Annotated in this window: 14 protein-coding genes; all 14 read left to right on the forward strand. The window is 39.9% G+C overall.

What is annotated here, in order from left to right:
• The 14 genes from AC1Z3S_RS11295 to secG all read left to right on the forward strand — a co-directional run bounded on the left by AC1Z3S_RS11295 (position 1) and on the right by secG (position 11,706).
• Entirely contained in the window at positions 1 to 918 is a 918-nt protein-coding gene (locus AC1Z3S_RS11295; protein ID WP_461740455.1) for a carbohydrate ABC transporter permease, read from the forward strand.
• Positions 919 to 944: 26 nt separating this feature from the next.
• Positions 945 to 2,597 carry an extracellular solute-binding protein gene (locus AC1Z3S_RS11300; RefSeq protein WP_461740456.1) on the forward strand — a complete coding sequence of 551 codons (1,653 nt, stop codon included), beginning with the start codon at positions 945 to 947 and terminating at the stop codon, positions 2,595 to 2,597.
• Positions 2,598 to 2,685: 88 nt separating this feature from the next.
• Positions 2,686 to 3,708, forward strand: coding sequence for a family 20 glycosylhydrolase (locus AC1Z3S_RS11305; RefSeq protein ID WP_461740457.1), 1,023 nt, complete (start codon positions 2,686 to 2,688; stop codon positions 3,706 to 3,708).
• Positions 3,709 to 3,970: 262 nt separating this feature from the next.
• Positions 3,971 to 5,353 carry a glycoside hydrolase family 1 protein gene (locus AC1Z3S_RS11310; RefSeq protein WP_461740458.1) on the forward strand — a complete coding sequence of 461 codons (1,383 nt, stop codon included), beginning with the start codon at positions 3,971 to 3,973 and terminating at the stop codon, positions 5,351 to 5,353.
• Positions 5,350 to 6,675 (forward strand): alpha-L-fucosidase, encoded by a 1,326-nt coding sequence (locus tag AC1Z3S_RS11315; RefSeq protein ID WP_461740459.1) that lies wholly within the window; start codon positions 5,350 to 5,352, stop codon positions 6,673 to 6,675. The genes AC1Z3S_RS11310 and AC1Z3S_RS11315 overlap by 4 nt, the downstream gene beginning before the upstream one ends.
• Positions 6,676 to 6,846: 171 nt before the next feature.
• Positions 6,847 to 7,440, forward strand: coding sequence for a TVP38/TMEM64 family protein (locus tag AC1Z3S_RS11320; protein ID WP_461740460.1), 594 nt, complete (start codon positions 6,847 to 6,849; stop codon positions 7,438 to 7,440).
• A 186-nt stretch (positions 7,441 to 7,626) separates the two neighbouring features.
• On the forward strand, positions 7,627 to 7,941 hold the full coding sequence (locus AC1Z3S_RS11325) for a PadR family transcriptional regulator (RefSeq protein ID WP_265459029.1): 315 nt from the start codon (positions 7,627 to 7,629) through the stop codon (positions 7,939 to 7,941).
• Positions 7,942 to 7,970: 29 nt separating this feature from the next.
• Entirely contained in the window at positions 7,971 to 8,564 is a 594-nt protein-coding gene (locus tag AC1Z3S_RS11330; protein WP_461737777.1) for a DUF1700 domain-containing protein, read from the forward strand.
• Positions 8,561 to 8,779: a hypothetical protein gene (locus AC1Z3S_RS11335; protein WP_461740461.1), complete on the forward strand. Its 219-nt coding sequence runs from the start codon at positions 8,561 to 8,563 to the stop codon at positions 8,777 to 8,779. Before AC1Z3S_RS11330 ends, AC1Z3S_RS11335 begins: the two co-directional genes overlap by 4 nt.
• A gap of 288 nt (positions 8,780 to 9,067) precedes the next feature.
• A complete protein-coding gene (locus AC1Z3S_RS11340) occupies positions 9,068 to 9,445 on the forward strand; it encodes a hypothetical protein (protein ID WP_461740462.1) in 378 nt (125 codons plus the stop codon).
• Entirely contained in the window at positions 9,435 to 10,400 is a 966-nt protein-coding gene (locus AC1Z3S_RS11345) for an alpha/beta hydrolase (protein ID WP_461740463.1), read from the forward strand. Before AC1Z3S_RS11340 ends, AC1Z3S_RS11345 begins: the two co-directional genes overlap by 11 nt.
• A gap of 250 nt (positions 10,401 to 10,650) precedes the next feature.
• A complete protein-coding gene (locus AC1Z3S_RS11350) occupies positions 10,651 to 10,923 on the forward strand; it encodes a (4Fe-4S)-binding protein (protein WP_265459034.1) in 273 nt (90 codons plus the stop codon).
• A gap of 1 nt (position 10,924) precedes the next feature.
• On the forward strand, positions 10,925 to 11,197 hold the full coding sequence (locus tag AC1Z3S_RS11355) for a GNAT family N-acetyltransferase (RefSeq protein WP_265459035.1): 273 nt from the start codon (positions 10,925 to 10,927) through the stop codon (positions 11,195 to 11,197).
• A 272-nt stretch (positions 11,198 to 11,469) separates the two neighbouring features.
• Positions 11,470 to 11,706, forward strand: a complete 237-nt coding sequence (secG, locus tag AC1Z3S_RS11360) for a preprotein translocase subunit SecG (RefSeq protein ID WP_265459232.1) — start codon at positions 11,470 to 11,472, stop codon at positions 11,704 to 11,706.
• Positions 11,707 to 11,715 lie beyond the last annotated feature (9 nt).

Below are 11,715 nucleotides of genomic sequence, written 5' to 3' on the forward strand. Positions count from 1 at the left end.
ATGAATACTAAAACTATCAAAATGGGGACCGGCGATCGCGTTTTTGTAGCCTTCAACTACTTGTTTGTGATAATAGCGACTTTAATCGTCTTATATCCCCTAGTTTATATCATCAGTGCGTCAGTCAGTGACCCGGCAGCCGTTAATGCCGGGGAGATGTGGCTCTTGCCGAAGGGATTTACATTAGAAGGCTATCAGAAAATTTTTAACAACCAAGATATTTGGATGGGTTATAAAAATACTATTATTTATACCGTCTTGAGTGTGATTGTCAATTTATGTGTGACATTGCCGTGTGCCTATGCCCTAAGTCGCCCTGAATTATTTGGGAAAAACTTTTTTGTCAAATTTATTATGGTGACAATGTTTGTTTCCGGCGGAATGATTCCGACATATCTGCTAGTAAAATCTTTAGGGATGATCAATACTATGTGGGCGCTGATTATTCCGTCAGCGGCGTCAGTTTACAATATTGTTGTCGCCCGTTCCTTTTTCCAATCCAATATTCCTAGAGAAATTGAAGAGGCGGCGATTGTCGACGGCTGTAATGATTTTCGGATTTTCTTTCAAATTGTAATCCCGCTGTCAGCTCCAATTATCGCTGTTATGGCTTTATTCGTTGGTGTAGCTCGCTGGAATGGTTTTTATGATTCCTTAATTTATTTATCTGATCGTGGCAAATATCCATTGCAGATGATTTTACGGGAACTATTAATTTTACAAGATTTGTCTTCAAATCAAGTGGCCGGTGGAGAAGCTCAGCAAAGTACCCTTGAAGCTTTGTATCGAAAACAACAGTTAGTTGCGATTATTAAATATGGTGTGATGATTGTGTCCACCTTGCCTGTGATTATTGTCTACCCATTTTTACAACGTTATTTTGTTAAAGGAGTCATGGTTGGCTCATTAAAGGGATAAAATTAAAAGAGAAGGGAAACAGCTCAATGAAAAAAGTAGTTTTAGTTTGTGGCATGGTCTTAGCATTATTTAGTATGGGGGCCTGTAATGGCGGCGAGGAGGCAGCAACAGGTTCGGATTTAACCGTTGCTAAAGAAGGCTTTCCGATTGTCGATGAAAAATTAGAGATGAGTTTTTTTGCGCCGAATGTTGGTTCTAGTTCTTTTGACAAAATGGCGCTGATGACCGATTACTCTGATATGAGTAATGTTTTTTGGACTTACACAACACCGCCAGATGCCGATTTAGCCACAAAGCTCAATTTGGCTTTTGCCTCTGGCGATATTCAAGATGTTTTATTTGCTTCAAAATTAACGAAGGTTCAGGAAATTCAATATGGCGGCAATACCTTGTTGCCGTTGGATGAGTATATTGATGGTGGCTATGCGCCAAATATCAAGAAGATTTTAGATGCTTTCCCTGAATTAAGAAATTCTTTGACAACACCAGATGGCCACATTTATTCATTGCCAATGCTGTCAGGGAAATATAATATAGAAGATGCAGAATTTGCTAGCCAATCAGTTTTCCCAAGCGGTCCAATCTGGTACAATGGCGAGTGGCTGGATAATTTAGGAGTGACAGAGCTGCCGAAAACCACCGACGAGTTTTATGACTTATTAGTTCGTTTCCGGGATGAAGATCCCAACGGTAATGGTCAACAGGATGAAGTTCCGCTGTCGTCATCAAAAATCACCTCTTTAAGACCGTGGATGATGTGGGCCTTTGGTGTCTTACAGCAGGAACAACAAGTTATTGACGATCAAGTGAGTTATGGCGCTGCTACTGAAAATTATCGTGCTTACTTAGAATATATGAACAAATTATACTCAGACAACTTATTAGACGCCGAAGTATTTTCTCAATCAGATGACCAGAAAAAGGCTAAAGGCAACAATAATCAATTGGGGGCCTTCACGGATTGGTTTAGTTTCTTTACCACAAATCGCACACAGGAAGATGCCGTCAATGATCCGATGTTTCAACCGTTAACCTCTCCGGAATCTCCAGAAACCGTCGTGTCGACGACTGATGGTGTTTCAACAGGAGCCTTCGCCATCACAAGTCAAGCAGCTAATCCAGAAGCAGCGATTCGCTGGGTAGATTATTTTTATAGTGATGAAGGCAGCCGGTACTTAAATACTGGTCCAGATGAAGAAAAAGGTGGTTACTGGCATTGGGAGACAAATGACAGCGGCGAAGAAGTTCGTGTGCGCAATGAAGGGATTACCGCCGACAACGCCGAAGAAGAGCGCTCTAAAGTGACCCCCGATTACGGCACCGTACCACCGAAAGTCGCTTCGGCACCGGCAGTTGTTTTAGGGGATAAAAATGATTCCAATGAAGCGGATGCTTTTCAGCAGTTTGTCAATCAAGAAACGGCTGAAAAAACCGGCCCTTACGAAGTAGTCGGTTGGCCAACACTTTATATTTCCAAAGAAGAGCAAGATGAGTTAGGGTCTTCTTTACAGGCAGATTTATTATCCTATGTTGAACAAATGGAAGCAAAATTTATCACCGGTCAAGAGACCTTAAATGATGCCAGCTGGCAAAATTATTTAGACACCTTGTCTTCAATTGGTGTAGAAAAATTTGTTGATGTCCATCAAAGAGCCTACGACCGTTGGAATGACCAATAAAATCGTTACTTAAAACAAAAGAATCCACGAGCTTAATCTGCTTTTAAGTAGGATTAAGCCTCGTGGATTTTTGAAAGAAGGGCAATAAATGACAAATTACCAACAGGCCGAGCGGGGCGTCTTATTAGATATGGGACGCAAATTTTGGCCAAAAGCTAAAATTTTAGCGCTATTGAAAATGATGGAACAAAATGGCTTCAATATGCTGCAGCTACATTTTTCAGATAATCTTGGTTTTCGCATTGAAAGTAAACAATTTCCACAAATTGTTTCAGAAGAATATTTGACGCGGCTGGAGGTCGAAGAGATTATCGCCGCAGCGACAGAAAAGGGCATTGAGATTGTGCCGGATTTTGATACTCCGGGACATTTGAATCAAGTTTTAAAGGATTTTCCTAATTTGGCTTTAAAGAAAAAAACGGCTGCCGGTTTAGAACCAGATATCTGGGCGTTAGATATTACCAATGAAACCGCGATTGCTTTTGCTTTTACAATTTATCAGGAGTATTTAGGCTTGTTTTCTAAAAGCCGGTACTTTCACATTGGTGCCGATGAATTTATTGATTTTTCTCAGGTGGACTTATATCCTCAGCTGGCGGAGACAGCCAAAGCTCGTTATGGAGAGGAAGCCAGCGGTTTAGAAATTTATGTCGATTATGTTAATCGTCTGGCGGCTTTGATAAAAGAACACGGAAAAACTGCTAGAATTTGGAATGACGGTTTTTATCGATTGGACCGCCATTCTTTAATTGAGCTGACAGCTGATGTCGAGGTGACCTATTGGACCCGCTGGCATCAGGGGATGGCACCGTTGGAAACTTGGTTAAAAAAAGGGTACCGGGTGTTGAATTTCAATGATAATTATTTCTATTTTGTTTTTGGTGAGGCTGCAAACTATACTTATCCCACCGCTGAAAAAATCCAAACCAATTGGCAGATTGAAACCTTTGCTTCTGATCAAGTGATTGATGAGAGCGATAAAAAACAAGTCTTAGGAACTTATTTTTCGATTTGGGCAGATATTCCGTCAGCTTTAAGTTGTGATGAGGTATTAGCAAAAGTTGAGCCGATTTTAGCGGCGATGCAGCAAAAATTAAAGGCGGATAGCTGAGCTTCAAGTTTTTATTAGTGTCAGAGTTTATGCACGGTCTATTTAAAAAAGAGGTTTTCTAATATTTTTGAGAAGCCGTATGTGCAGCGGGTGTTGGAATAACCTTTGGAGCATTAATAAAACGAATATCAGCCCATTACTTCCTGTTTGCAAAAAAGCGACGGGAAGTTTTTTTATGTTTAAATTTCAACATATAGTAATTTTAAAGCGATAGCCTATACTAATCTTAAAGCAATAAAAATAAAGTAAAGAGGTAGAATCTGTGAAAATTTTTCCGGAAAATTTTTTATGGGGAGCAGCGGCGAGTGCGCCACAAACTGAAGGAGCAGCTTTACTCGCAGGAAAGAGCCCCTCAACTTGGGATAAATGGTTTGAACTAGAACCAGCACGTTTCAATCAGAATCAAGGTCCCTCAATTACCAGTGATGTTTATCATCGCTATGAAGAAGATATTTTATTGATGAAGGCAATCGGAATGAACTCTTACCGCACTTCGATTGCTTGGACTCGCCTGTTGCCTGATGGTAAAACAATTAATCCTAAAGCGGTAGCCTTTTATCGAGATTATTTTACAAAAATGAAAGCAGCCGGCGTTGAGCCAATTGTTAACTTATTTCATTTTGATTTACCCTGGTGGCTAATGGAAAAAGGTGGCTGGGAAAATCGTGAATCGGTAGAGGCTTTCGCTTTCTATGCCAAGACCACTTTTTCAGAATTTGGTGATCTTGTTGAAAAGTGGACCACCTTTAATGAGCCGATTGTTCATATTGAATGCGGCTATCTAGGGCAGCATCACTACCCCGGAAAAAGTAATTTCAAACTAGCGGTTCAGGTTGGCTATCATACATTGATGGCCCATGTTTATGCTGTTAAAGCGTTTCGGGCTGCTCAAATTGAAGCTGGGCAAATCGGGATAATTCTAAATATTTCACCGGCCTATCCAAAGAGTGATGCGCCTGAGGATTTAGCAGCCAAGGAATTTGCTGACAACTTGAATATTTTTAGTTTTCTAGATCCCGCTGTTTTAGGGACAGTGCCGACTAAGTTAAAGGATATGCTCAGAGAACATAATTTATTGCCAGTTAGTTTAGCTGGCGATGAAAAAGCCATTGCCGATTTTACTGTTGATTTTGTTGGGATGAATTATTATCAACCGTTGCGGGTCCAAGCGGCTGTCAAGCCACGTTTTCCGGCTCAAGATCGCAGTGATTTTTACAATTCATATCTGTGGCCTAACAGACGGATGAATACTTATCGTGGTTGGGAAATTTATCCGGAAGCCCTCTATGATGTAGCAATTTTAATGAAGGAAAAATATTTAAATATCCCTTGGTATGTTTCTGAGAACGGGATGGGGGTTGCTGAAGAAGAAAGGTTTATCAACGAAGCAGGGCAAATTCAAGACGATTATCGAATTGATTTTTTGAAAGAGCATTTGGCGCAGCTGCATAAAGGAATTGCCGCTGGCAGTAATTGCTTCGGCTATCATATGTGGACTTTTGTCGATTGTTGGAGTTGGCTCAATGGCTATCGCAATCGGTATGGCTTTTATCGGGTTGACCTAGAAAACGACGGTCAACGCAGCCTGAAAAAAAGTGGCGAATGGTTCCACCAAATAATTGAAAACAATGGAGGCTTGTTATGACAATCAGAGCGGATATCGAAGAAAATCTGCAAACCGCCCAAGAGGACTATCAGCAATTACCAGAAACTATTCGAAAAAAACTAGCTTGGTTTCAAGACCAAAAAGTTGGCGTAATTTTCCATTGGGGACTTTATAGCGAAGCGGGCATTGTTGAAAGCTGGCAGCTCTCTCAAGCGGATGATTGGGCCCGCAAAAAACCATGGCGCAAGGATTTAAAAACTTTGAGGGAAGATTATTGGGGATTAAATCAAGTGTTCAATCCAATAAATTTTAATCCTCAGGACTGGGCTGAAAAATGCCGGGCAGCGGGTTTCCGTTATGTGCTCTTTACTACGAAGCATCACGATGGTTTCAATATGTATGACACACAGGAAAGCGAATATAAAATTACGGCGGACAGCTCTCCTTTTTATCAAAATGAAAATGCCGATATTTTTGGAGCCGTTATGGAAAGTTTCCAAAAGGCCGGCATTGCGACAGGGGCCTATTATTCTAAGGCGGATTGGCACTGTCCATTTTATTGGGTGCCGGGTGAAGTTGCGGCAGGGCGCCAAGCCAGCTATTCGCCGAAGGAAAATCCAGCAATGTGGCAGCGCTTTGAAACTTTTGTTGGCCGTCAATTGCAGGAAATTTGCACGAACTATGGTCCAATCGAGATTCTGTGGTTGGATGCCGGCTGGGTAAATAGCGGTCAAGAACAGTTGAACATGAAAAAAATTGTTGCAGAGTTGCGGAAAAGGCAACCAGATATGCTAGTCGTTGACCGGACGATTGGTGGCGAATTTGAAAATTACGTCACACCAGAAAGGAAAATTCCTGAGGTTGCGCCACTGAAGGCGTGGGAAAGCAATATTCCGTTTGCTAAAAATTGGGGCTATGTTCCTAATGACGTATATAAGCCTTTTTCAGAAATTTTAGAGACTCTGTTAAAAATTGTTAGTCTTGGCGGCAATGTCATTTTTGGGGTAGGACCGAAACCCGATGGCACACTACCTAAGCCAGCTGAAATATTAATGGACCAGCTTGGCAGCTTTTTAAATGAGTATGGTGAAGGGATTTATGGTACTAGAGCTGTTCCAAACTTAGTTGTTGAAGGCTGGTATTTCACAAAAAAAGCGCAGGCAATTTATGCTTTTTCACTGGTTCCAGAAAAGCAAACAGTCACACTAGATACTAGCTATCTAAAAGAGTTATTTTGTGTAACAGAGGCAGAACATTTAAAAACTGGCGTAAAAATTGATTTTAAAAATCCCCACCTCTCCTTTTCCAATCAACAAGAAGTCATAGCACTTAAATTTTCTTTGTCAGAGTCAGCGAACTAAAAAAATACAAGCTAAGAAGTCTAGAAGTAATCTTTTTTTGATTTCTTCTAGGCTGCTTTTTAAAATGGATACTAAGTTTGCTAACAATTTCAAGGGGCTAGAAGCGAATACTTCTGCTCGTTTATGGTAGGATAATCATAACGTTAAAACTTGTAGGAAAGGAATGATCGAGTGAAAGCTGTCAAACAAAGTCTGAAATTCCTTCCGCTAGTCGGAATTTTACTTCTAATTGGGCTGGTTTTTTACGGCCTTCATTTAGGCATTTTTAAATCACCAGCGCTCTTACAAAATTATATCGGGCAATTTGGTGATTGGGGCATTTTACTGTTTATCTTTTTGCAAATTGTGCAGGTTATTATTCCAATTTTACCGGGTGGTATTTCTTCAGTAGCCGGCATGCTGCTTTTTGGAAACCTATGGGGCTTATTATATAGTTATATTGGCTTAGTGATTGGCGAAATTTTAGTTTTTGTGCTGGTTCGCCGTTATGGTCATCCTTTTGTGCGACTGATTTTATCAGATAAGAAGTACCAATCCTTTGAAAAACTGACCCATCAGGAAAACAATCGCGGTATCAAGAAGCTCTTGATTGTGACTTTACTGATTCCCTTTGCTCCAGATGACCTAGTTTGTTTAGTAGCAGGGATGTCGGCTATTTCTTTTAAAGACTATTTGAAGATTATTATTCTATTAAAGCCCTGGTCGATTGCAGTTTATAGCTATATTTTGGTCTATCTTTTTGAACATAATTTGTTTACCGGCTAAAGCTAAACCAGAAGTTAGCATGTAGTAGATAGATGATGACAAACTCGCCATGGAGAAAAAAATCAATAATTAATGAAGCGCTAATCAAAATGTGGAGATATCTTCACATTTTTTTATTTTTAGGACCTGAGACTGATTTTTTTTAATACTATGTAAAGTATAGTATTACTTGTAAGGGGTGAGGCGATGGATAGTCAACTAAAGAAAGGCCTCTTAGAATATTGTATTTTGGCCTTTTTAAATAAAAATGATTCTTACGGCTATCAGATTGTCAAAGAAATCAATCCATTATTAACTATTTCAGAATCGACACTGTATCCAATTTTACGAAGATTAGAAGCTGCCGGAAAAGTTGAAATTTACGCCAAAGCCCATAATGGTCGTCAGCGTAAATATTATCGGATTACGCAGGAGGGACAAGCCAGCGTCAGAAAATTTTTAACTGCTGACTGGCCGCAACTCGAGTTGATTAAAGAGTTTATCGCAGAGCAAAACGTTTAAAAGAACCCTATATGACAGGAGGAAGAAAGATGAATCGAGTAAATTTTATCAAAGCTTTGGCTGAGGAATTAGCTTACCAAGTGCGGCCAAGCGAATTGCATCAAATTATTCAGTACTATGACGAAATAATTGAAGACCTAATGGAGGAAGGGTTCTCTGAAGAACAGGCGGTGGCCAAGCTAGGCTCTCCCCGCAAGCTAGCTTTAGAAGCGACCGGTGAAAAAGAAATTGAAGTCAACCTGCCAATGAGATTTAGTCCACTTGTTATTATTTTATTGATTATTGGGTTTCCGCTATGGGGCAGCTTACTATTTGCCGCTTTGATGCTAGTTCTAAGTTTTTACATTGTCCTGTGGTGTGTGCCGTTTATGACAGCTATTTTCGGATTTGCTGGCACCTTTGCCGGCTTCCTCTCAGCTTTAAGCAGCCCTTTGGTAATGATTGGCAGCCTTGGTGTTGGAGTGATCCAATTGGGAACGGGCGTCCTATTTTTCGGACTGGGTCTTTTGAGTTTGGTAGCGACCTATCTGATGAGCGGTTTCTTCTTAAGAGTTACCCGTAAAACATTCATTGTTTTGAAAAACATACTATTTAAAAGAACAACAAAGGTGGTGCGGGTATGAGAGTCAATAAAAGAAGTCTAATTCAATTTAGTTTTGCAGCAATTGCCATGGGCGTTGCCATTTGTATAGCGGGTTGGACCTTAAATGGTTTTTCTTGGAATACTGAGGATAATTTTGAAAGCCCGTGGTATCAAACGATTCACATTAATCAAGATAAAGGCTTTGGCTTTTTTGCAACCAATGATGCCACAGTGAGTATTTCAGACGACGACTAGAGCTTTCATTAATAAACAAGTTACATTTTACTACTTGAACTTTACCTAATTTTTGACAATTACCACCATGTCAAAAAGAAGTTCAAGTGGTTTTTTTTGTCGGGACAAAGTTTTTTTATAAGAAATTCTTTTTTATCGAGTAGGAAAAGAACTTAACGGCTTTTTTTTCAAAGAGAAGTGCTAAAATGGATGTCAAGGACGCAAGTTTTATTCTTTCAATCTTTGTCTGGAACTACTTGCCAAAAATCACAATAGTTTCATTTAAGAAACTGAGATGGGAGCTAGAGGATGTCATTATTTACGGAAACTCTTACAAAGGCGCAACAATTTATGCTGATTCAAGCCTATGCGGATAAAGTTTTAACTGAAGCGGAGCTGATGAGCTTTATTTTAATGGAAGATAAAACTGGTCAGCCGATTATGATTACTGAGACAGATACGTATCAGGTGACGCCGGATTTGGATTTTGATAATTTTTCAGCTGTAAAAACTGCCAATAGTCAATGGCAGCTTTTGGCAATCAAAGCTGTTGCTGACACTTTTGAAGTCACACTCAAAAGCGATGCGGATGAAATTGTTTTTAGTTTTTCAAGCTTAGCTGATGCTCAAGGCTTTGGGCAGGATTTAAAAGCAATATACAAGGCAGCGGCCGATTATGTGGATTAAAATTTCTTTGGCCATTTTAGTGATTCTGCTGATTGCGTTATTTGTTTTAGTCCATGTAATTGCTAAAAAATTAGTACAGATTGCCTTAATCAGAGAAAACACCTGGTATCAAGGAATTGGTCACCGGCAAATGAATCAGGATGCCTTTACTAAAGCTGAAGCGCTAACTGAAGAGGAACATTTAGAAAAACGCCTGGGTGATAGCTTTTGGGAAAGCGGTAAAAAGATTTCTGTGAAAAGTCGTGATGGCTTAACCTTAGTCGGCAAAGCCTTTAATGAAAATCCCAATCGCTGGGTGATTGCTGTTCACGGCTATCGAGCCACCGGCAAAAGGGACATGGCTTATGTGGCTTCTCGTTATGCCAAAGAAGGCTACAGTGTCTTAGTTCCGGATTTGCGGGCCCACGGCGAAAGTGAAGGTCATTATATTGGCATGGGTTGGCTGGATCGATTAGATTTATTGCAATGGATTGCCTGGATTACCGAAAAATTTCCCAATAGTAAAATTATTTTACACGGTGGTTCAATGGGGGCCAGCACGATTTTAATGGCCAGTGGCGAACGACTGCCGGAAAATGTTGAACTGCTGATTGCCGACAGTGGCTATGCTTCAGTCTATCAAGAATTTCGACATGTCTTACAGGAAAATTTGCGGCTGCCCCAAAGATTTCTCTTACCCTCAGCCAATCGGATTGCCAAAAAAATGGCCGGCTATTCGTTGATTCAAGCCTCAGCCGTTAAACAATTAGGCAGCAATCATCTGCCTTTACTGGTGATTCACGGAGAAGCTGATAAATTTGTGCCGATTGAAGCGGCCGGTGAAATAATTCGCGCCAGTGCCGGTCCCAGTCAATTTTTAGCTATCCCTGAGGCCAGTCATTTGACCGGTATGACGGTGGCGCCAACAAAATATTGGCAGACTATTTTTACCTTTATCAAAAATTACCAGAAATAGAAAAATAACCACTTTTTTGTGAGAGTAAAACGCAAATAAGACTAATTATTTTCTAGAAACACATATTATTTGCTTGATTCTCCAGAAGTTGCTAAAATAACACTAAGTTGTTTAATTGTGATGTATCTAACTTGTTACTTTTGGACAATTTTCTGATTCAGCGAATGGTTCTTGGCCCAGCGCTCCATCAAGCGCAGCTTATTGAAGAGGACTGTCTGCCAGAACAGATCAACTTGAAGGAGTGGAGTCAATGGACGGAAGCAAATTGAATGACAAGCCAGTTACTGAAACAGAATTATTGGCACAAGGCTATCGCAAGTATAGCGGCGAAGGTATCGACATTTTTTATAACAAGGATGTTTGTGCCCACATCGGCAACTGTGTGCGGGGCAATGGCGAGGTTTTTGAAGTTGGTCGCCGGCCGTGGATTATTGCTGATAATGGCAGCGTTGAAAATGATATTGAAGTCATTAATACTTGTCCCAGCGGTGCTTTAAAATACATTCGAAAGGAAGTTAAATAAAATGGAAATCAAAGAAGAAAAAAATCGTTTCGCTCTTTACAATGACAACAATGAAGAAATCGGAGAAATGACTTGGTCAGATGCTGGCGAAGACATTATGATTATCGATCACACCTTCGTTGACCCAACTTACCGTGGTCAAAAATTAGCTGAAAAATTAGTTTTAAACGGCGTTGAAAAAGCTCGCCGTGACAATAAAAAAATCATTCCCCTTTGCCCATTTGCTAAAAAAGAATTTGATACTAAACCTGAATACGCAGATGTCCGTAAATAAGTAGTTCAATAGTAATTTGCGCCAGCAACTTTTAAAGTTGCTGGCTTTTTTTATTGGAAGAGATAAAAAGGAGCTACTGTCAATTTTGAACAGTCACAGAACTATCTGAGATGTTAGCAATACTTTTATATGGTCTAATTGATAATTTCAAAAAAACAATTGATATTGAATGCCTTGATTTTTTGCAATTTTTTTGAAAGCTGGTAATTTAAATAAGTTTATGCTAAAGTATACTAGATGAATTCTGAGAGAGGGAGGCTAGTCACTTGAGTCTGTATAATTTTATTTTAGGGGTCGTCTTGGTGCTATCGGTGATTATTATTATCACAGTTATGATGCAGCCAAGTAAACAAAATAGTGCAGCCAGTGCTTTTACCGGCGGTGCGGATCAACTTTTTGGTAAACAAAAAGCTCGAGGCTTTGAAGCTGTCATGCAGCGGACAACAGCTGTTTTAGGAGCAATCTGGTTGATTTTACTTTTTGTTTTAGTGTACTTATCTTCCAATTAAAGTAAACTT

This window comes from Enterococcus sp. LJL90 (genome assembly GCF_056924355.1).

What these genes read in the sequence shown, in the direction of transcription:
- AC1Z3S_RS11355 (WP_265459035.1), top strand. Translation starts at nt 10,925, where the DNA reads ATGGAAATCAAAGAAGAAAAAAATCGTTTCGCTCTTTACAATGACAAC.
- AC1Z3S_RS11300 (WP_461740456.1), top strand. Translation starts at nt 945, where the DNA reads ATGAAAAAAGTAGTTTTAGTTTGTGGCATGGTCTTAGCATTATTTAGT.
- AC1Z3S_RS11340 (WP_461740462.1), top strand. Translation starts at nt 9,068, where the DNA reads ATGTCATTATTTACGGAAACTCTTACAAAGGCGCAACAATTTATGCTG.
- AC1Z3S_RS11295 (WP_461740455.1), top strand. Translation starts at nt 1, where the DNA reads ATGAATACTAAAACTATCAAAATGGGGACCGGCGATCGCGTTTTTGTA.
- AC1Z3S_RS11330 (WP_461737777.1), top strand. Translation starts at nt 7,971, where the DNA reads ATGAATCGAGTAAATTTTATCAAAGCTTTGGCTGAGGAATTAGCTTAC.
- AC1Z3S_RS11345 (WP_461740463.1), top strand. Translation starts at nt 9,435, where the DNA reads ATGTGGATTAAAATTTCTTTGGCCATTTTAGTGATTCTGCTGATTGCG.
- AC1Z3S_RS11350 (WP_265459034.1), top strand. Translation starts at nt 10,651, where the DNA reads ATGGACGGAAGCAAATTGAATGACAAGCCAGTTACTGAAACAGAATTA.
- AC1Z3S_RS11305 (WP_461740457.1), top strand. Translation starts at nt 2,686, where the DNA reads ATGACAAATTACCAACAGGCCGAGCGGGGCGTCTTATTAGATATGGGA.
- AC1Z3S_RS11325 (WP_265459029.1), top strand. Translation starts at nt 7,627, where the DNA reads ATGGATAGTCAACTAAAGAAAGGCCTCTTAGAATATTGTATTTTGGCC.
- AC1Z3S_RS11335 (WP_461740461.1), top strand. Translation starts at nt 8,561, where the DNA reads ATGAGAGTCAATAAAAGAAGTCTAATTCAATTTAGTTTTGCAGCAATT.
- AC1Z3S_RS11315 (WP_461740459.1), top strand. Translation starts at nt 5,350, where the DNA reads ATGACAATCAGAGCGGATATCGAAGAAAATCTGCAAACCGCCCAAGAG.